This is a genomic window from Streptococcus sp. ZY171113 (assembly GCF_057748235.1).
Map to the genome: position 1 here is coordinate 682,045 of NZ_CM173243.1, position 17,844 is coordinate 699,888.

Annotated in this window: 23 protein-coding genes and 1 other annotated feature; of the genes, 19 read left to right on the top strand and 4 right to left on the bottom strand. The window is 47.1% G+C overall.

Features of this window, described 5'->3' with window-relative positions:
- Positions 1-15 precede the first annotated feature (15 nt).
- The 4 genes from hprK to AC3ARB_RS03160 are packed head-to-tail and all read left to right on the top strand — an operon-like array spanning position 16 to position 2,455.
- On the top strand, positions 16-951 hold the full coding sequence (hprK, locus tag AC3ARB_RS03145; protein ID WP_488321112.1) for an HPr(Ser) kinase/phosphatase: 936 nt from the start codon (positions 16-18) through the stop codon (positions 949-951).
- Positions 944-1,723 (top strand): prolipoprotein diacylglyceryl transferase, encoded by a 780-nt coding sequence (gene lgt, locus AC3ARB_RS03150; protein ID WP_488321113.1) that lies wholly within the window; start codon positions 944-946, stop codon positions 1,721-1,723. Before hprK ends, lgt begins: the two co-directional genes overlap by 8 nt.
- A 12-nt stretch (positions 1,724-1,735) precedes the next feature.
- The gene (locus AC3ARB_RS03155) at positions 1,736-2,122 is read left to right on the top strand and encodes a DUF948 domain-containing protein (protein ID WP_488321114.1); all 387 of its coding nucleotides are present in this window, start codon (positions 1,736-1,738) and stop codon (positions 2,120-2,122) included.
- Positions 2,123-2,455 carry a hypothetical protein gene (locus tag AC3ARB_RS03160; RefSeq protein ID WP_488321115.1) on the top strand — a complete coding sequence of 111 codons (333 nt, stop codon included), beginning with the start codon at positions 2,123-2,125 and terminating at the stop codon, positions 2,453-2,455. It abuts the gene before it with no gap.
- Between the two features lie 216 nt (positions 2,456-2,671).
- Here AC3ARB_RS03160 and AC3ARB_RS03165 read toward each other — a convergent pair whose 3' ends face one another.
- A complete protein-coding gene (locus AC3ARB_RS03165; protein WP_488321116.1) occupies positions 2,672-2,956 on the bottom strand; it encodes a DUF3270 family protein in 285 nt (94 codons plus the stop codon).
- 217 nt (positions 2,957-3,173) lie between these two features.
- Between AC3ARB_RS03165 and pepT the strand changes: the two genes are divergently transcribed.
- Together pepT and AC3ARB_RS03175 are read left to right on the top strand one after the other, a co-directional pair.
- Positions 3,174-4,400 carry a peptidase T gene (gene pepT / locus AC3ARB_RS03170; protein WP_488321117.1) on the top strand — a complete coding sequence of 409 codons (1,227 nt, stop codon included), beginning with the start codon at positions 3,174-3,176 and terminating at the stop codon, positions 4,398-4,400.
- A gap of 2 nt (positions 4,401-4,402) precedes the next feature.
- Positions 4,403-4,894, top strand: coding sequence for an EbsA family protein (locus AC3ARB_RS03175; RefSeq protein WP_488321118.1), 492 nt, complete (start codon positions 4,403-4,405; stop codon positions 4,892-4,894).
- Here the strand turns inward: AC3ARB_RS03175 and AC3ARB_RS03180 are convergent.
- Positions 4,880-5,074, bottom strand: coding sequence for a ferredoxin (locus AC3ARB_RS03180; protein WP_488321119.1), 195 nt, complete (start codon positions 5,072-5,074; stop codon positions 4,880-4,882). The genes AC3ARB_RS03175 and AC3ARB_RS03180 overlap by 15 nt on opposite strands.
- Before the next feature lie 47 nt (positions 5,075-5,121).
- Here AC3ARB_RS03180 and AC3ARB_RS03185 point away from each other — a divergent pair, with 47 nt between their 5' ends.
- The 13 genes from AC3ARB_RS03185 (at position 5,122) to AC3ARB_RS03245 (ending at position 16,197) form a co-directional block, all read left to right on the top strand.
- A complete protein-coding gene (locus tag AC3ARB_RS03185; protein WP_488321120.1) occupies positions 5,122-5,643 on the top strand; it encodes an SAG1386/EF1546 family surface-associated protein in 522 nt (173 codons plus the stop codon).
- 9 nt (positions 5,644-5,652) lie between these two features.
- On the top strand, positions 5,653-6,333 hold the full coding sequence (gene cmk, locus AC3ARB_RS03190; RefSeq protein ID WP_488321121.1) for a (d)CMP kinase: 681 nt from the start codon (positions 5,653-5,655) through the stop codon (positions 6,331-6,333).
- Between the two features lie 23 nt (positions 6,334-6,356).
- Positions 6,357-6,481: a sequence feature (ribosomal protein L20 leader region), on the top strand.
- 14 nt (positions 6,482-6,495) lie between these two features.
- The gene (gene infC, locus AC3ARB_RS03195) at positions 6,496-7,026 is read left to right on the top strand and encodes a translation initiation factor IF-3 (RefSeq protein WP_488321122.1); all 531 of its coding nucleotides are present in this window, start codon (positions 6,496-6,498) and stop codon (positions 7,024-7,026) included.
- A 32-nt stretch (positions 7,027-7,058) separates the two neighbouring features.
- Complete coding sequence (gene rpmI / locus AC3ARB_RS03200) at positions 7,059-7,259, top strand: 50S ribosomal protein L35 (protein WP_488321123.1); 201 nt, start codon at positions 7,059-7,061, stop codon at positions 7,257-7,259.
- Between the two features lie 47 nt (positions 7,260-7,306).
- Entirely contained in the window at positions 7,307-7,666 is a 360-nt protein-coding gene (gene rplT, locus AC3ARB_RS03205; RefSeq protein ID WP_488321124.1) for a 50S ribosomal protein L20, read from the top strand.
- 134 nt (positions 7,667-7,800) lie between these two features.
- Entirely contained in the window at positions 7,801-9,144 is a 1,344-nt protein-coding gene (locus AC3ARB_RS03210; RefSeq protein ID WP_488321125.1) for a DEAD/DEAH box helicase, read from the top strand.
- A gap of 418 nt (positions 9,145-9,562) precedes the next feature.
- Entirely contained in the window at positions 9,563-10,057 is a 495-nt protein-coding gene (locus AC3ARB_RS03215) for a hypothetical protein (RefSeq protein WP_488321126.1), read from the top strand.
- 289 nt (positions 10,058-10,346) lie between these two features.
- Complete coding sequence (locus tag AC3ARB_RS03220; protein WP_488321127.1) at positions 10,347-11,174, top strand: transporter substrate-binding domain-containing protein; 828 nt, start codon at positions 10,347-10,349, stop codon at positions 11,172-11,174.
- A 193-nt stretch (positions 11,175-11,367) separates the two neighbouring features.
- The gene (locus AC3ARB_RS03225; protein WP_488321128.1) at positions 11,368-12,153 is read left to right on the top strand and encodes an amino acid ABC transporter permease; all 786 of its coding nucleotides are present in this window, start codon (positions 11,368-11,370) and stop codon (positions 12,151-12,153) included.
- Complete coding sequence (locus tag AC3ARB_RS03230) at positions 12,146-12,889, top strand: amino acid ABC transporter ATP-binding protein (RefSeq protein ID WP_488321129.1); 744 nt, start codon at positions 12,146-12,148, stop codon at positions 12,887-12,889. The genes AC3ARB_RS03225 and AC3ARB_RS03230 overlap by 8 nt, the downstream gene beginning before the upstream one ends.
- A gap of 88 nt (positions 12,890-12,977) precedes the next feature.
- Positions 12,978-13,202, top strand: a complete 225-nt coding sequence (locus AC3ARB_RS03235; RefSeq protein WP_488321130.1) for a DUF4059 family protein — start codon at positions 12,978-12,980, stop codon at positions 13,200-13,202.
- 38 nt (positions 13,203-13,240) lie between these two features.
- Complete coding sequence (trxB, locus tag AC3ARB_RS03240) at positions 13,241-14,155, top strand: thioredoxin-disulfide reductase (protein WP_488321521.1); 915 nt, start codon at positions 13,241-13,243, stop codon at positions 14,153-14,155.
- A 146-nt stretch (positions 14,156-14,301) separates the two neighbouring features.
- Entirely contained in the window at positions 14,302-16,197 is a 1,896-nt protein-coding gene (locus AC3ARB_RS03245) for a M13 family metallopeptidase (RefSeq protein WP_488321131.1), read from the top strand.
- Positions 16,198-16,269: 72 nt separating this feature from the next.
- Here AC3ARB_RS03245 and AC3ARB_RS03250 read toward each other — a convergent pair whose 3' ends face one another.
- Entirely contained in the window at positions 16,270-16,749 is a 480-nt protein-coding gene (locus tag AC3ARB_RS03250) for a hypothetical protein (protein WP_488321132.1), read from the bottom strand.
- A 14-nt stretch (positions 16,750-16,763) separates the two neighbouring features.
- Positions 16,764-16,892, bottom strand: a complete 129-nt coding sequence (locus AC3ARB_RS03255) for a hypothetical protein (RefSeq protein WP_488321133.1) — start codon at positions 16,890-16,892, stop codon at positions 16,764-16,766.
- Between the last annotated feature and the right edge of the window lie 952 nt (positions 16,893-17,844).

Genomic DNA, 17,844 nt, shown 5'->3' on the forward strand with positions numbered 1-17,844 from the left:
AATAAAGGAGGCAACATGACAGTAACAGTAAACATGTTGGCAGAAAAGGTCAAATTGGATGTGGTTTATGGGACGCCGGACCTCTTAGAAAAGCCAATTACCAGTGCTGACATTTCTCGGCCAGGACTTGAGATGACAGGGTATTTTGATTATTACAGTCCCGAACGAATCCAGTTGCTAGGCATGAAGGAGTGGTCTTACATGATGGCCATGACGGCCCATAACCGCTATTCAGTCCTTAAACACATGGTTCGACCTGAGACCCCAGCCATCGTTGTTGCAAGGGGCTTGGCCATTCCGCCAGAAATGCTTGAAGCTGCCAAGGAAGAAGGGATTGCCATTCTTCAAAGTCGGGTGCCGACCAGCCGCCTGTCTGGTGAGATGTCCTGGTACTTGGACGCTTGCTTAGCGGAGCGAACCAGTATCCACGGTGTTTTGATGGATATCTATGGCATGGGGGTTTTGATTCAGGGAGACAGCGGGATTGGTAAGAGTGAGACGGGACTAGAATTGGTCAAACGTGGTCATCGCCTGGTTGCAGATGATCGTGTAGATGTTTATGCCAAGGATGAGGAGACTCTCTGGGGGGAACCTGCGGAAATTCTTCGCCACATGCTGGAAATTCGCGGTGTTGGCATCATCGACATCATGAGCCTCTACGGGGCAAGTGCGGTTAAGGATTCGTCTCAGGTTCAACTGGCGGTTTATCTGGAGAATTTTGAAGCAGGCAAGGTGTTCGATCGTCTAGGCAATGGTAACGAAGAAATTGAGTTTGCTGGAGTGAAAATTCCAAGGGTTAGAATTCCTGTAAAAACAGGTCGGAACGTTTCAGTTGTGATTGAAGCAGCCGCCATGAACTACCGTGCCAAGCAGATGGGTTTTGACGCTACTGAGACCTTTGAGCATCGCTTAACCGATTTGATTAGTAGAAATGGAGCTTCCCATGATTAACCCGATTGCATTTGAATTTGGGCCCTTTACTGTTCACTGGTATGCCCTCTGCATCGTCGCTGGCCTTTTTCTAGCGGTTTACCTGGCCCAAAAAGAAGCCCCGCGAAAAAAAATCAGGCCTGATGACGTTATCGACTTTATCCTTTGGGCCTTCCCACTAGCTATCCTGGGGGCCAGGCTCTACTACGTCATCTTTCAGTGGGAATCCTATGCTCCCGACCCCATCAAGGTCTTTGCCATCTGGGAGGGCGGCCTAGCCATCTATGGCGGCCTCATCACAGGAGCCATCGTCCTCTTTGTCTATTCCTACTATCATTTGATTGACCCGATTGATTTTTTGGACATCGCTGCGCCTGGTGTCATGATTGCCCAGAGTATCGGCCGTTGGGGCAACTTCATCAACCAAGAAGCCTATGGCGGAGCGGTCAAATCGCTGGACTACCTCCCAGCCTTTATCCGTGACCAGATGTTTATCGAGGGTAGCTATCGCCAGCCTACTTTTCTCTATGAGAGCCTATGGAACCTGCTCGGCTTTGCCATTATCATGGTCTTGCGTCGCAGGCCCCGCCTGCTCAAGCAGGGAGAGGTGACCTTCTTCTACCTGGTTTGGTATGGCCTTGGCCGCTTTGTGATTGAAGGCCTGCGGACCGATAGCCTGATGTTAGGTGGTCTTCGGGTTTCCCAGTGGTTGTCACTGGCCCTGGTCATTTTCGGTAGCTTTCTTATCACTTACCGTCGCAAAAATGTGGCGACCCCATATTATCAAGATTAAAGGAGACATATTATGGATTTAATTGGAATTTCCCTGCTCATTATCGCAGTTGCCTTTGTTGCACTGGTTGTTTATGTCATCATCTTACTCAAAACAGCCAATGAAACCCTAGCTGAAGCCAAGCAAACGGTCAAACTCCTGACCAGTGATTTGGATAATACCCTCTATCATACCAATCAACTCTTAGCTAAAACCAATGTCTTGGTTGAGGATATCAATGGTAAGGTGAACACCATTGACCCTGTCTTTACCACCCTGGCAGACCTGTCTGTTAGTGTGGCAGACCTCAACCAACAGGCTCGAAAATTGAGTAACAAGGCCAGTCAAAACACAGGGACACTGAGCAAGGTTGGTGCTGTCGCAGCAGTTGCAGGAAAAATGTTTAAAGGGAGAAAGTAAATGGTAAAATTAGTGAGTAAATTTGGTTTAGGGCTGGTACTTGGTGCTTGGGCAGGCCACTATTTGTCAACAGAAAAAGGCCAGGCCCAACTGGATAAATTAAAGTCAGAGTTCCAAGCCTATCAGGCAGATCCTGAAGCCTATAAGGTGGAAGTCCTGCCAAGGATTAAATCAGCGTTTGAAGAACAGTTGCAAACGGTTTATGAGAAGAAAGAAGAATTACTTTCTGAACTCACACCGTCAGAAGACGAGGTCACAACTGCCGCTGAGGTTGATGACATTGTCATTACCTACACGGAAGAGGAGATTCACCCCTCTTCTCAAGACTTATAATGGCAAAGAGGCTGGGACAAAAAAGTGTCCTAGCCTCATTAGTTTTTTTCAATAGTTAAACTTGACGCAGTGGTTGAGTGGGACAACAAAACCGAACCCTACGGGTTACCGATTGAGTCCCACTCCCTTTTTACGTTTTGAAAACCTCATCCAACTGATGCCAGAAGGTTGTTGTTGAGTTCAAAAGAAAAAATCACCAGCTGGACTGATGATTGCTTAAATCAAACGGGTGATGAGGGTGCGGATACCGACCACGAGACCAGCTCCAAGAAGCATGGCCACGGGAACAGCCAAGAGAGCCAGAACTTTTGAGGCTAATAGGAAGAAAGACAAGGCAACAGTCAAAACGCAGAAAGCTGACAACTGAGCAAAAAAGAAAAGTTCTTCAAACTGAATGGTCTGTTCTTCTTTAGGGGCCTGATAGGCCTGAAATTTAGGGGTGGCATCAGCTTCTTGTTGCAACCTAGGGGCATCAAACTGCTGTTTGAGTGCTTGAGACATGGCTTTCCTCCTTTCTATCTGCTTCTATGATAGCATAAAATGAATCGTTTTATATTACAGAATGATTACATTTTTTACAAAAGCGTGTCTAAAAGAAGACGATTTCACCAACAAATCAATCTTCAGTTACAGAGAGATTAAAAAAGAGGTGATTTTTGAGTGCCAATTTTTTCCATTTCTGATATAATGGAACAGATAAGGAGATAGGAGGTATCAGATGACTTATGCAACCTTATTAGACCGTTTCTTGGTCTACGTCAAAGAAAATACCCGTAGTAACCCGACCAGCACCACAACACCATCCAGTCAGAACCAGGTGGATTTTGCCCTCAATATCCTCAAGCCTGAGATGGAACGGATTGGTCTGGTTGATGTTCATTACATTAAGGAAAATGGTTTTATCATCGGTACATTGCCAGCCAATGATGACAGTTTCCCACATAAGATTGGCTTCATTTCCCACATGGACACGGCTGATTTCAATGCTGAAGGGGTGAGTCCACAAATCATTGACAAGTATGACGGTGGCGATATCGTTTTGGGTCAGTCAGGCTATGTCTTGTCACCAAAGGATTTTGATAACCTCAACAAGTATCTGGGTCAGACCTTGATCACGACTGACGGAACCACCTTACTGGGGGCTGATGATAAGGCCGGTATTGCTGAAATCATGACAGCTGTTGAGTACCTGGCGGCCCACCCAGAAATCAAGCACGGCGAAATTCGTGTTGGTTTTGGTCCTGATGAAGAGATTGGTGTCGGAGCCGACAAGTTCGACGTGGCTGATTTCGATGTTGATTTTGCCTACACCGTTGACGGTGGTCCACTGGGCGAACTCCAGTACGAAACCTTCAGTGCTGCTGGTGCTGAATTGACCTTCTTGGGTCGCAATGTTCACCCAGGAACGGCCAAGGATCAGATGATTAACGCCCTGCAGATGGCCATTGATTTCCACAGCCAACTGCCAGCAACTGACCGCCCAGAGCATACTGAGGGTCGTCAAGGCTTCTATCACCTGATGCAAGTGTCAGGAACTGTCGATGAAGCCAAAGCCAGCTATATCATCCGTGATTTCGAGGACGCTGATTTTGAGGGGCGTAAGGCCACCATGCAGGCTATTGCTGACCAGATGAATGCTGGTTTTGGTAGCGAGCGTGTGGTTTTAACCATGAAAGACCAGTACTACAACATGAAGAAAGTCATCGAAAAAGACATGACACCTGTTGATTTGGCCAAAAAAGCCATGGAAAAACTAAACATCAGCCCAATTATTGAGCCCATTCGTGGTGGAACAGACGGGTCTAAGATTTCCTTTATGGGTATCCCGACCCCTAACCTCTTTGCGGGTGGTGAGAACATGCACGGTCGCTTTGAGTACGTTAGCTTGCAAACCATGGAAAAGGCAGTTGATACCATCATTGGTATCGTAACCCACAAGGACTAGTCATGATTAAGATTTTTGGCAAGGAACGTTACCATTGGCAGCCTGAGCTGTCTTTGGCGGTGATTTATTGGTCAATGGCCCTCATTCCTGCCTTACTTTCCCTCATCTTGATTTTTGAACATAGCCGAGCGACTAAGTTGATTTTTGGTGGATTCATTATCACCTTGATGATGACTGGACTAGGTTGTCGTCGCTATTTTACGATTGGTCAGACGGACCAGTTGACCATCAGTGATTTCAATCCTCTAAACAAGACCAGCTTGCCGATCTCAAGCATTACTAAATTAGAAATCAGCAAATACCGCCTCAGCCTTTGGCTGACGGGAGGGAAAAAAAAGACCGTCTTCATGCGAAAATGGCCTAAGAAATATTTTATTGATGCCCTGGTGATTCATCCAGATTTTCATGGAGAGGTTGAGCTCAATGACAACTTGACTAGGGTTGATTATTTTGAGCGGTACCGCAAGGAGAAAAGGCCCTTAGTCAAGAACTAGGGCTTTGGTCGGGCAGGACTTGACCGCCAAGAGGGTGTCAGGGCTGTCTGGGACTTCCTTGCTCAGCTCTTCAGAATCCGCAAACTTAACGATGCCATCATCGTGGTAATCAAAAACAGGAGAGTAGGTCTGGCAAAGGCCACAAGCAATACATTTTTCAGGAATAAGAGATACTTTCATACTATTATTGTAATACGAAAACTTAGAATAGACAAGAGGAATGATACATGAAAAAATTATGGGATACTAAAGCATTTTCATCTGGCGAGCATGACACGCGAAAAGGCAAGGCCTTGTTGTTGTTTAGCAGCCATCTGCTGACAATTTTGCTGTCTTTGTTTTTACTGATTGTCGTGTCGATTTTGGCCCTGGTGATTTGGACCTCTAACGGTGGTGGCAACCAGAAAGAAGCTGAACAAGCCTTTTATGACCCTAATAAACCAGCTCAGGTGGCAACGACAGAAACACCAGCTTCGGTAGCACCAGACATGACTGCACAAACGCCAGCACCTGATGAAGCAGCTGCGGCAGCTGAACAACAAGCTCAACATCAGCTCCAGACGGGAGAAACGCTTCACATCACGCCTACTAATGGAGGTACCCTTGTTGTTGAAGCTGGTGAAGGGGCAGGGCAAATTGCTGCTCGAGCAGGCATCAGTGTGGAAGAATTGATGGCTCTTAACCCAGGCATGCGTGGCCCTTCAGGTGAATGGTGGGCCAACCCAGGTGATGTGGTTTACATCAACTAGGTAAGAATCATGAAGAAGATTAGCATTGCAATTGACGGCCCAGCTTCTAGCGGGAAAAGCACGGTAGCCAAGATTTTGGCCAAGGATTTGGGCTACACTTACTTGGACACGGGTGCCATGTATCGGGTGGCGACCTATCTAGCCTTGAAAGCTGGACTGAAGGAGCATCAGGTGTCGGCCATTCTTGATTTGATTGACCAGTATCCGATTGGTTTTGGCTTGGCTGCTGATGGTAGCCAGACCGTCTTTGCTGGCCATGAGGATGTGACCCTGGCCATTCGCCAGAACGATGTGACCAGTCAGGTGTCTTGGGTTTCGGCCTTGGGCTCGGTTCGTGAAAAACTGGTGGCTGAGCAACAGCGGATTGCTCAGAACGGCGGCATCATCATGGACGGTCGTGACATCGGCACAGTGGTTCTGCCCCATGCGGAGCTCAAGATTTTCTTGGTGGCTTCGGTTGAGGAAAGGGCAGAGCGGCGTTACAAGGAAAACCTTGAAAAGGGGATTCCAGCAGACTTAGACTTGCTCAAGCAGGAAATTGCCGAGCGGGACCACAAGGACTCGACCAGAGCGGTTTCCCCCCTGAAACCAGCTGACGATGCCATTCATTTTGACACCACAGGTGTCCCGATTGAGGGTGTGGTCAACTTTATTTCAGAAAAAGCAAAACAAATCCTTGACAAGGGATAAAAAATGGTCTATAATGGTCATAATGAGAAAAGCAGAAGTGAGAGCTTCTCGCCTTGCGACGAACGTTGTCTGGCCCTACATCTGACCTTCCCGTATGGGAGAGACTGTGTAGAGCGGACTTGTTTCAAGTCCGTTTTCGTTTTTCTCTAAAAACAAAAAGAGGTGAAAGACATAGCAAAGAAAGATTTGTTCATTAACGACGAGATTCGTGTTCGTGAAGTTCGTCTTGTTGGCCTTGAAGGTGAGCAACTGGGCATCAAACCCCTCTCAGAAGCGCAAGCCATTGCGGACAGCGCAAACGTGGATTTGGTCTTGATTCAACCCCAAGCGACACCACCTGTTGCAAAAATTATGGACTACGGTAAGTTCAAATTTGAGTATCAGAAGAAACAAAAGGAGCAACGCAAGAAACAAAGCGTTGTGACGGTTAAGGAAGTTCGTCTCAGTCCAGTTATTGACAAGGGCGACTTTGAAACCAAGCTCCGTAACGGCCGTAAGTTCCTTGAAAAAGGCAACAAGGTTAAGGTTTCTATCCGTTTCAAAGGACGGATGATTACTCATAAAGAAATCGGAGCCAAGGTTTTAGCAGACTTCGCTGAGGCAACACAAGACATTGCTATCATCGAACAACGGGCTAAAATGGATGGTCGCCAAATGTTTATGCAACTTGCACCAATTCCTGACAAAAAATAGTCAGACAAACTAAATCAGAGGAGAATTTTATCATGCCAAAACAGAAAACACACCGTGCATCAGCTAAGCGTTTCAAACGTACTGGTTCAGGCGGTCTCAAGCGTTTCCGTGCTTACACATCTCACCGTTTCCACGGTAAGACTAAGAAGCAACGTCGTCACCTGCGTAAAGCATCTATGGTGAGCTCAGGCGACTTCAAACGCATTAAGTCAATGTTGACTCGTCTTCGCTAAGATAGACTACCCGCACGATTATTAGAGAATTTTTGGAGGATATATAAATGGCACGTGTTAAAGGTGGCGTTGTATCACGCAAACGCCGTAAACGTATTTTGAAACTGGCTAAAGGTTACTATGGAGCTAAGCATATCTTGTTCCGCACTGCTAAAGAGCAAGTGATGAACTCATACTACTATGCTTACCGTGACCGTCGTCAGAAAAAACGCGACTTCCGTAAGTTGTGGATTACTCGTATCAACGCAGCAGCTCGTCTTAACGGCCTGTCTTACTCTAAGTTGATGAATGGCTTGAAGAAAGCTGAGATCGAAGTGAACCGCAAGATGCTTGCTGACTTGGCTGTTAACGATGCCGCAGCATTCACAGCTCTTGCAGAAGCAGCTAAAGCAGCTTTGGCTAAATAATTTTAAAGCTCTCCTATGGGGAGCTTTTCTTGTCTTTTCTCGGAAGGTTTGAGCTCATTTCTAGAGTGGTCAGAAGCCTAATCAGCAGGTTTTGCCCTTTTATGGTATAATAGAGGCAAAGAAACGAGGTTATCATGTCATTTAAGGATTTTAATTTTAAAACATACATTCAGTCTGCCCTGGCAGGGATTAAGTTTACGGAGCCGACACCTGTTCAGGCCAAGCTGATTCCAGTTGTTCGGTCAGGTCGTGATTTGGTCGGCGAGTCCAAAACAGGTTCGGGCAAGACCCATACTTTTTTGCTGCCGATTTTTGAAAAGCTGGACGAGAACTTGGACCAGGTTCAGGTGGTGATTACGGCCCCGTCTCGTGAGCTGGCCACCCAGATTTATCAGGCCACCAAGCAGATTGCCGACCATTCAGAAACCGAGATTCGGGTGGTCAACTATGTTGGTGGGACCGACAAGCTCCGCCAGATTGACAAGCTTAAGCACAGCCAACCCCATATCGTTATCGGTACCCCTGGTCGGGTTTACGATTTGGTCAAGTCTGGCGATTTGGCCATTCACAAGGCCCATACCTTTGTGGTGGACGAGGCTGACATGACCCTGGACATGGGCTTTTTGGACACGGTTGACAAGATTGCGGCAAGCCTGCCTAAGCAGGTCCAAATCCTGGTCTTCTCAGCGACTATTCCTCAGAAGCTTCAGCCATTTCTCAAAAAATACCTGACCAACCCCGTCATGGAGCAAATCAAGAGCCAGACGGTCATCGCCGACACCATCGACAACTGGCTGGTGTCCACCAAGGGCCGGGACAAGAACAGCCAGATTTTGGCGACGGCCAAGGCCCTCCAGCCCTATCTGGCCATGATTTTCGTTAACACCAAGGAGCGGGCGGATGACCTCCACAGCTACCTGGTGGCCAATGGCCTCAAGGTGGCCAAGATTCACGGCGGCATCCCCCCTCGGGAACGCAAACGCATCATGAACCAGGTCAAGAACCTGGACTATGAGTACATCGTGGCGACCGACCTAGCGGCTCGCGGCATCGACATCGAGGGCGTCAGCCACGTTATTAACGATGCCATCCCTCAGGATTTGTCCTTCTTCGTTCACCGGGTCGGCCGTACCGGCCGAAATGGCTTGCGCGGCACAGCCATCACCCTCTACCAGCCGAGCGACGACAGCGACATCCGTGAGCTGGAAAAGCTAGGCGTCAAATTTGTGCCAAAAACGCTTAAAGACGGCGAGTTTCAAGACACCCATGACCGTGACCGCAGGGTCAACCGTGAGAAGTCTCGTGAAAAACTGGACATCGAGATGATCGGTCTGGTCAAGAAGAAAAAGAAAAAAATCAAACCAGGCTACAAGAAGAAAATCCAATGGGCCGTTAACGAAAAACGCAAGAAAGAAAAACGGATTGAAGCCCGTGCCAAGGGCCGTGCCGAACGCAAGGCTAAACGGCAGAGTTTTTAGGGTCTTACAGGTATCTTTTTAAGTTGATGAAATATTTATTATCAAATATATTTTATAACGTAAGAATTGTTTTTTTCAATAAAAAAGTGTATAATTGGGGAAAATGAAATAAATATTTTTGAAGTTAGGAGTGATTGATTTTAGTGTATGGATTATGGTTGGCTAGAGTATTTTAAAAAGTTTTTTACATACAACGTTCCAATTGGGGTTGTGTTGATAGCTGTTTTTACTATTCTTCTTTTCTACATGTTATCTACAGCTCATATTAGAAAGTCACAGAAATTGTTTATTGATGGTCATAGTAAACTTAATGAGCACTTAAGAAAGGTTAATGAAGATTTAAGAAAGGATAACGAAGAGTTACGTCGTGAAAACAAGGAACTTAGAAAGTTGTAAGTTCCTTTGGATGGTGGCTAAAATGAATTATATTGCATTATTGATTATCTTATTAGCGATTTGTATTTTGTCTATAGTTGGTTTTGATTACTATAAAAACATAACATTTCGCAGACAATTGTTTTTCTTGTTTCATAGGGATTATTTACAGACATATCTCGTAATGAATAGGGAATTTGAAGAAAAATATCCAAATCTTTTCAAACTAATTGCATCATTTAGAGGTGTTGATATAAGTAAGGTTATTGCTAATCCTAAATCTCTTAGTAAAGTATCTGAAGAACAATATAGTATTGTAAAAACGGAAATGGTAGTTATTGTTAATTCTGGCACAGAAATAGATAAACAAATACTGAGTTGGTACTTTATTACTTGTGATTATATTTCTGATAGTCTAGAAAAGGACAAATTGAGACTATCTAGGGAAGACAAGTTTACTCAAGAAGCTTTGAGTGATAAGCCTTCATTGGGGTTAGCTGATGTTGAAGGTTTTCACGATGGGCTTTGCTGTGCTTAGTTGAGGCTCTAAAATTAAGTTTTATACTAAACCAAGTGAAAAAGAACCTGGATAAAATTTGTCGCAGGTTCTTTGCCGTTTTTGCAACCTGGGTCTAGGTCGAAGGTCCTTAATCAAGATTAGGTGATAAACCAAGACCTTTCATGAGACTGAGCAAGGAGAAATCCCCTGCTCGGTCTTTTTGCTTGGCCGTCTGATTGAAAAATCTTATCAATCTTATAGAAAATCAGTATTATCCAAACTTTTTCTGACCTGTTATACTAGAACCATATCAAAAAAGGAGATTTTTATGAAGAAACGTCTTTCTACCATTTTTGCAGCCGTGTTGCTAATCGCTTCTATCCTGCTGACCCCAATCGTGTCTGCAGCCTCTAAAACCAAGATTGTGGTCGCGACCGATTCGGACACGGCTCCCTACACCTACCGCAAGGATGACAAGTTTGCGGGCTATGACATTGACCTGGTCAAGGCCATTTTCAAGGGGTCAAAAGACTACGAGGTCACCTTCGAGACGGTGCCGTTTTCGTCCATCTTGACGGGGATTGATGCGGGTCGTTACCAGATTGGGGCCAACAACTTCAACTACAACGAGGAACGGGCGGAAAAGTACCTCTTTTCAGATGCTGTTTCCCAGTCCAACTACGCCATTGCCAGTAAGAAAGGGACCAAACTAGCCCGTCTGGCTAATCTATCTGGTAAGTCAACCGAGGTCCTGGCGGGTTCCAACTATGCCCAGATCCTGGAAAACTGGAACAAGGCCAACCCTAAGAAAACTCCAATTACCATCAACTACGTGGCTGACAAGACCAGCGTGGTGAACCGTCTCCAGCGGATTGAGAGTGGTGCCATTGACTTTATCCTCTACGATGCCATTTCTCTGACTTACATCGCTGAGGATCAGGGCATCGAGCTTGAGGTCAACAAGGTGACGGACAAGTTGGGTTCCGAGCGTGACGGTGTGGAATACCTGATTTTCAGCAAGGACAAGCAGGGTCAAAAGTTACAGGCCTTTGTCAACAAACGCTTGAGCGTTTTAGAAAAAGATGGCACCCTGAAAAAGCTGAGCCAGAAGCATTTCGGAGGGGATTTCAGTCCAGCTTCTAAGACTAGCCGTTAAAGGTACTCATCAGCCAGCTCTTGAAGCAGGCTGATTTTTGTGTCTAATAGGTAGGGAAATAGGTCTGTCTATCTCTTGATAAATCCAGCCTATCATTGCCATTAGAACTAACTATTAGCGAATGGTGGGAGAATGTGATAAACTATTATAATCAGTGCAAGTCCTGTGTTTTGGACTGAAGAAAGGTGACACTATGTTTTTATCAGCGGTACCAGAATGGTATCAGAAATTCTTAGAATTAATCCCAGAAGGGCAACTTTTTAACTGGCGGTCAGTTTTTGACGCTCTGCCCAAAATCTTGGAACGTTTGCCAGTTACTCTGGGCTTGACCCTGGCTGGAGCCTTCTTTGGCTTGTTCTTGGCCTTGCTTTTTGCCATCGTCAAAATCAAGCGGGTCAAGGTTCTTTACCCCATTCAGGCTCTTTTTGTGAGTTTTTTGCGGGGGACACCGATTTTGGTTCAGCTTATGCTGACCTACTATGGCATTCCCCTCTTTCTCAAGGCCCTCAATACCAAGTATGGTCTGGAGCTCAACATCAACGCCATCCCAGCCCAGGTCTTTGCCATCACGGCCTTTGCCTTCAACGAGGCGGCCTACACCAGCGAAACCCTGCGGGCGGCCATTCAGTCGGTCAATCCTGGTGAAATTGAGGCAGCTCGTAGCCTGGGTATGACCGAGTGGCAGGTTTACCGCCGGGTTATCATTCCAAATGCGGCCGTTGTGGCCACACCAACCCTGATCAACACCCTGATTGGCATGACCAAGGGGACGTCCCTGGCCTTTAACGCCGGTATCGTGGAAATGTTTGCCCAGGCTCAAATCTTGGGTGGTAGCGACTACCGTTACTTTGAACGCTTTATCTCGGTTGCCCTGGTTTACTGGGCGGTCAGCATTGTCATTGAAAATCTGGGCCGTTTCATCGAAAACAAGATGGCAATCAAGTCCCCAGAGGTGGTGAAAGGAGGTCAGCATGATTAAGATTGAACACTTGACCAAGGAATTTTCTGGCCAGAAGGTCTTGGATGACCTCAACCTGACCATCGAGAAGGGGCAGGTTATCGCCCTGGTTGGGGCATCTGGTGCAGGTAAATCAACCTTTTTGCGGTCCCTCAATTATCTGGAGCAACCTGACTCTGGGACCATTGACATTGATGGTTTCAAGGTTAACTTTGACAGCATTTCGAAGGAAGAGATTCTGACCCTCCGCCGTAAATTGGCCATGGTCTTCCAGCAGTTTAACCTTTTCGAACGTCGAACGGCTCTGGACAACGTCAAAGAAGGCTTGGTTATCGTCAAGAAGTTGTCAGATAGCGAAGCGACAGCCATTGCCAAAGAAGAATTAACCAAAGTTGGCTTAGCAGATCGCATGGGCCACTACCCCAAACACCTGTCGGGTGGGCAGAAGCAGCGGGTGGCCATCGCCCGGGCCCTGGCCATGAAGCCAGACGTCCTGCTCCTCGACGAGCCGACCTCGGCCCTGGACCCAGAGTTGGTGGGTGAGGTGGAGAAGGCCATCGCCCAGGCAGCCAAGTTGGGTCAGACCATGATTTTGGTCAGCCACGACATGGGCTTTGTCTATGAGGTAGCGGACAAGGTTCTCTTCCTTGAAAAGGGCAAGATTTTGGAAGAGGGAACACCTGACCAAATTTTCAACCACCCCAAAGAAGAACGGACCCGTGAGTTCTTTGCCAACTACAAGAAAAGTTTTAGCTAGGCCGTAGTCGGCAGTCGCAAAAATAGAGAAAATCTGCTATAATAAAACTACTCAACTAGAGTAGTTTTAGTTTTGACAAGGAGGGGCCATGCTGAAGGAACTGTTCGGCCTTTATTTACAGGGGCTGGCATTAGCTACCTTGCTGGTGCTGATAACGGCTGGTTATTGGTTTGCTCGCCGAGTGGCTCAACAAGTGGACCAAACGGCTTACAAACGCCAAAAAGCCCTCTATGAGACCATCTTGATTTGCCTAATGACCATTCCGGTTTTGGCTTTTGCAGTCATGGCTGTTCTGCTCATGATTAAGGCCTAGGCCTGCGATATGTGATTATAGATTTGGAGAAATGATTGATGTACGATACGCTGATTATTGGATCAGGCCCTGCGGGCATGACAGCAGCCCTCTACGCTGCCAGAAGCAACCTCAAAACAGCCATTCTTGAGCAGGGGGCTCCAGGTGGCCAAATGAACAACACCCTGGACATCGAAAACTACCCAGGTTTCGAGCTGATTACAGGACCTGAATTGTCCATGAAAATGTACGAACCCCTAGAAAAACTGGGCGTTGAGAACCTCTACGGCATTGTGACCGAAGTGGTGGACATGGGCGACCACAAGCTGGTCAAGACTGATGATGCCGTCTACCAAACAAAGACCGTCATTGTGGCCACAGGGGCCAAGCACCGTCATCTGGGCGTGCCTGGTGAGGCAGACTACACCAGCCGTGGGGTGTCCTACTGTGCCGTTTGTGACGGGGCCTTCTTCCGTGGCCAAGACCTTCTGGTCGTGGGTGGCGGTGACTCAGCTGTCGAGGAAGCCCTCTTTTTGACCCGCTTTGCCAATACGGTGACCATTGTCCACCGCCGTGACGAGCTGCGTGCTCAAAAGGTCCTGCAAGACCGGGCCTTTGCCAACGAAAAAGTCAACTTTATCTGGGACACCGTGGTTAAGGAAATCAAGGGCAACGACATCAAGGTAGCAAGTGTGGTCTTTGAAAACGTCAAGACTGGAGAGGTCTTTGAAAAAGACTTCGGTGGTGTCTTTATCTATGTCGGTTTGGACCCTGTGTCTAGCATGGTGTCTGGTCTGAACGTGACCGATGAGGCGGGTTGGATTGTGACCAATGACCGCATGGAAACAGCAGTTCCAGGTGTTTTTGCCATTGGTGATGTCCGTCAGAAGCACCTGCGTCAAATCACCACTGCCGTTGGCGATGGTGCCATCGCTGGTCAACAGGCTTATCACTTTATCACAGAACAGGCTTAATCTTTGCCACCCGTTTCCACGGGTGGTTTTTCAGAATGATAACCGAAGCTTACAAAGGCTTTAGTTTGACTCGATTATTATTTTTTCTCCCGAAGATTGATAACTATGGTATAATGAAATCACTACCATAGAAACGAGGACACACGATGACACGTTTGCAAGACAACTTTTACAAGGCCGTCAACGGCGAGTGGGAAAAAACTGCCGTTATCCCTGATGATAAGTCGACCACTGGCGGCTTCATGGACCTGCACCTGGGCATCGAACAGCTCATGCTGGAGACCACTGACAAGTGGTTGGCTGGCCAGGACCTGCCGACCGACCCGATTCTCCTTAACTTCATCAAATTCCACCGCCTCTTGACCGACTTTGACAAGCGGGAGGCTGATGGCGTTGCCCCTGCCCTGCCGGTCATCGACCGCTACAAGGCCATGGCGAGCTTTGCTGACTTCACCAGCCAGCTGGTGGACCTGGAGTTTGCTGGCCTGCCCAACTTCCTGCCCTTTGGCGTGTCGCCAGACTTCAAAAACGCCCAGCACAACGTCCTCTGGGCTAGTGGCCTCAGCACCATTCTCCCCGACACGACTTACTATGAAGAGGGGCATGAGAAGGCTGCAGAGCTTTTGGGCAAATGGCGGAGCTGCCAGGAAGAGCTCCTAGCTCACTTCGGCTTCTCAGCAGAAGAGATTGCTGACATGCTGGACAAGATTATCGCTTTGGATGCTCGGATTGCCCAGTATGTGCTGTCCAACGAAGAAGCTGCCAAGTATGTGGACCACTACCACCCGTACGCTTACGAGGACTTCAAGTCCCTGGTGCCAGAATTGCCTCTGGATGACTTCTTTACAGGCGTTTTGGGTCGTCTGCCAGAACAAATCATCGTTTCAGACAAGCGCTTCTGGGAAGACTTTGCTAAGGACTTTTACACCGAGACCAACTGGCCGTATCTCAAGGCTAGCCTGGTCAATTTGGCGGCTCAACAATACACGTCTTATCTGACCGACGAGATTCGGGTCTTGGCTGGGGCTTACGGCCGTCACCTGTCTGGAACGCCGCAGGCCATGGACAAGAAGAAAGCAGCGACTTACTTAGCTCAGTCTCCGTACAGTCAGGCTTTAGGCCTCTGGTATGCCCAAAACTACTTCTCAGAAGAAGCCAAGAAGGACGTGGAAGCCAAGGTGGCAACCATGATTGCCGTCTATCAGGAGCGTTTGGAGACCAACGACTGGTTGCAGCCTGAGACACGAGACAAGGCCATCGCCAAGCTCCAGACCATCGTGCCCCATATCGGCTACCCAGAGAAGTTGCCAGCGACTTATGAGAAGAAAATCATTGACGACAGCATCAGCCTGATTGAAAATGTCCAGAAGTTGGCTGAAATTTCCATCCGTCACGGTTGGAGCAAGTGGGATCAGCCAGTAGACAAGATGGAATGGCACATGCCAGCCCACATGGTCAATGCCTACTACGACCCGCAACAGAACCAGATTGTTTTCCCTGCTGCTATCCTGCAGGCACCGTTTTATAGCCTGGAGCAGTCCTCGTCAGCCAACTACGGCGGTATCGGGGCTGTGATTGCCCACGAGATTTCCCATGCCTTTGACACCAATGGGGCCAGCTTTGACGAGCATGGTAGCCTCAACAACTGGTGGACAGACGAAGACTACGCCGCCTTCAAGGAGCGGACGGACAAGGTGGTTGACCTCTTTGACGGTCAGGATTCTTACGGCGCTAAGGTTAACGGCAAGTTGACCGTGTCTGAAAACGTGGCTGACCTGGGCGGTCTGGCCTGTGCTCTGGAAGCTGCCAAGAAGGAAGCCGACTTCTCTGTGGAAGACTACTTCACCAACTTTGCCACCATCTGGCGGTTGAAAGCTCGGACCGAGTACATGCAGATGCTGGCGGACGTGGATGTCCATGCCCCAGGCCACCTGCGTTGTAACCTGCAAGTGCCAAACTTTGCGGAGTTCCATGAGGCCTTCGACGTGACCGCTGACGACGCCATGTGGCGGGACGAGGCGGACCGGATTATCATTTGGTAAGATATATTTGTATTCAATAGGAAAAAGGTTGGCCCCCATGATGTCTTTGCCATCATGGGGGCCAGCCTTTGATTATTTCATGATGTATTGACCAGGTTGGTCGAAATATTTTATGTAGTAAACAACTGTTCCACTAGCTTTATATCGAGTAAAATTAGAATGTGCTAACTCTTGTTCAAGTGATTTTTCAAGTGATTTAGGCACTTTGACGAGTATTTTTCCAGAAAAATGATAAGTAATCTGATTGGTAGGGGTGCTGGGGTCTGTCGAAATTGTCAGCCTTCTATTTGATAATATAGTATTACAGTTGCGGACTCCCTTGATCAGATAAACGCTTCCTCCGTGGATAGAACTGATTTGACGAAAAGAACCGTGTTGATACACCATTGTGGCCAAGGATACTCGAAGTTCGGTTGGGCCCTCCTTATGGACTTGTCCCAAACCCATGACGTTTTTGAGACCGGGTGTTGAAACGGTGGTTGCTTGAGTGGAGGGCGTGAGTAGAAACAGCACACACACGACCAGACGAATGAGGTGTTTATAAGGTTTCATAAGGCACCTCCGTGTTATTGGGACAGTAGCATGAAAATGGCATCCGTAATCATCTCACCAGCCACTTTAATAGCCTGTGCGATGATAACTGCTCCAATGATAATCGCTAGACTAATCAGAATGGTATTGAGTTGTTTTTTCATAAGCACCTCCGAGAAAAAGCTAGATATGAATACTAGCTGAAAAATCAAAGTATCTCCTATAATAATAGGTGTCTCCTGCGTTACCGCTAAATTGGAACCCCTCTGGTCCAAGACTTATACCGACGCTATAATTGATAGTAGCCAATAAGGTTACGGTAGCATTGTAGGTTAAGGTCGTTGTTGGGCTGGAAGTTGGCCATAGATTAATTTGCTGGTGCTCAATGGAAACATTTGATACAGGATCCATGAGAGTGAGGTAGTAACTATTTACGGCATTGATTTGCCTGAAAGAACCAAATCGTTCAACTACAACATTGACGACGAGGCGAACAAGGTGACGGCCAATATAGGTGTCTCGAGTAAGGTTCATATGAGCGATTGGCCCCCTTGTTAAATCAGGGGTGAAGGAAATTTCTTCTAGGATTTCTCCACTATTCTTATCTGTGATTGTGGCGATTTCTGTGAAACCAACGGTGGTATAAGAAACAGCTACTTCTGATTCGGAATAATTATCTAAAGTATAGGATAGCTCACTAAAATTAATTGTGGTATCAGCTTTAACAGGAGACTGACCTAGGAGTGCAAATACAATAGCTAAAAAAGAGACAAATAGTAATACGTTTTTTCATGATATTTCTCCTTTTACAAAGTGAATATCGGGACGCCATTTTTATCTGGCTATTTAAGCAAGGAGTTTTGAAATCTCCGTTTTTATACCGTGATTGATTGAATGTCAGCATTACCATCCCTCCTTTCTAAGTTTATTATATATTTTTTTGATAACGCTGTCAAAGAATTTGATATTTTTTCTCAAACTCAGGATCTGTATGAGGTTTGTTCGACTATCTTCGTTCTCGTTCTACCCCTTTTCGTGCGATAAGGATTCTAGTGCTATAGTGAGGAGGATAGGGGGAAAGTATTGAGATGGCCGGCTGTGGTTGTGGTTTTACTG

What these genes read in the sequence shown, in the direction of transcription:
- pepT (WP_488321117.1), top strand. Translation starts at nt 3,174, where the DNA reads ATGACTTATGCAACCTTATTAGACCGTTTCTTGGTCTACGTCAAAGAA.
- rpmI (WP_488321123.1), top strand. Translation starts at nt 7,059, where the DNA reads ATGCCAAAACAGAAAACACACCGTGCATCAGCTAAGCGTTTCAAACGT.
- AC3ARB_RS03230 (WP_488321129.1), top strand. Translation starts at nt 12,146, where the DNA reads ATGATTAAGATTGAACACTTGACCAAGGAATTTTCTGGCCAGAAGGTC.
- AC3ARB_RS03225 (WP_488321128.1), top strand. Translation starts at nt 11,368, where the DNA reads ATGTTTTTATCAGCGGTACCAGAATGGTATCAGAAATTCTTAGAATTA.
- lgt (WP_488321113.1), top strand. Translation starts at nt 944, where the DNA reads ATGATTAACCCGATTGCATTTGAATTTGGGCCCTTTACTGTTCACTGG.
- AC3ARB_RS03250 (WP_488321132.1), bottom strand. Translation starts at nt 16,749, where the DNA reads ATGAAACCTTATAAACACCTCATTCGTCTGGTCGTGTGTGTGCTGTTT.
- AC3ARB_RS03210 (WP_488321125.1), top strand. Translation starts at nt 7,801, where the DNA reads ATGTCATTTAAGGATTTTAATTTTAAAACATACATTCAGTCTGCCCTG.
- AC3ARB_RS03185 (WP_488321120.1), top strand. Translation starts at nt 5,122, where the DNA reads ATGAAAAAATTATGGGATACTAAAGCATTTTCATCTGGCGAGCATGAC.
- trxB (WP_488321521.1), top strand. Translation starts at nt 13,241, where the DNA reads ATGTACGATACGCTGATTATTGGATCAGGCCCTGCGGGCATGACAGCA.
- AC3ARB_RS03175 (WP_488321118.1), top strand. Translation starts at nt 4,403, where the DNA reads ATGATTAAGATTTTTGGCAAGGAACGTTACCATTGGCAGCCTGAGCTG.
- AC3ARB_RS03165 (WP_488321116.1), bottom strand. Translation starts at nt 2,956, where the DNA reads ATGTCTCAAGCACTCAAACAGCAGTTTGATGCCCCTAGGTTGCAACAA.
- AC3ARB_RS03155 (WP_488321114.1), top strand. Translation starts at nt 1,736, where the DNA reads ATGGATTTAATTGGAATTTCCCTGCTCATTATCGCAGTTGCCTTTGTT.
- hprK (WP_488321112.1), top strand. Translation starts at nt 16, where the DNA reads ATGACAGTAACAGTAAACATGTTGGCAGAAAAGGTCAAATTGGATGTG.
- AC3ARB_RS03160 (WP_488321115.1), top strand. Translation starts at nt 2,123, where the DNA reads ATGGTAAAATTAGTGAGTAAATTTGGTTTAGGGCTGGTACTTGGTGCT.
- AC3ARB_RS03180 (WP_488321119.1), bottom strand. Translation starts at nt 5,074, where the DNA reads ATGAAAGTATCTCTTATTCCTGAAAAATGTATTGCTTGTGGCCTTTGC.
- AC3ARB_RS03245 (WP_488321131.1), top strand. Translation starts at nt 14,302, where the DNA reads ATGACACGTTTGCAAGACAACTTTTACAAGGCCGTCAACGGCGAGTGG.
- rplT (WP_488321124.1), top strand. Translation starts at nt 7,307, where the DNA reads ATGGCACGTGTTAAAGGTGGCGTTGTATCACGCAAACGCCGTAAACGT.
- AC3ARB_RS03215 (WP_488321126.1), top strand. Translation starts at nt 9,563, where the DNA reads ATGAATTATATTGCATTATTGATTATCTTATTAGCGATTTGTATTTTG.
- cmk (WP_488321121.1), top strand. Translation starts at nt 5,653, where the DNA reads ATGAAGAAGATTAGCATTGCAATTGACGGCCCAGCTTCTAGCGGGAAA.
- AC3ARB_RS03255 (WP_488321133.1), bottom strand. Translation starts at nt 16,892, where the DNA reads ATGAAAAAACAACTCAATACCATTCTGATTAGTCTAGCGATTATCATT.
- AC3ARB_RS03235 (WP_488321130.1), top strand. Translation starts at nt 12,978, where the DNA reads ATGCTGAAGGAACTGTTCGGCCTTTATTTACAGGGGCTGGCATTAGCT.
- AC3ARB_RS03220 (WP_488321127.1), top strand. Translation starts at nt 10,347, where the DNA reads ATGAAGAAACGTCTTTCTACCATTTTTGCAGCCGTGTTGCTAATCGCT.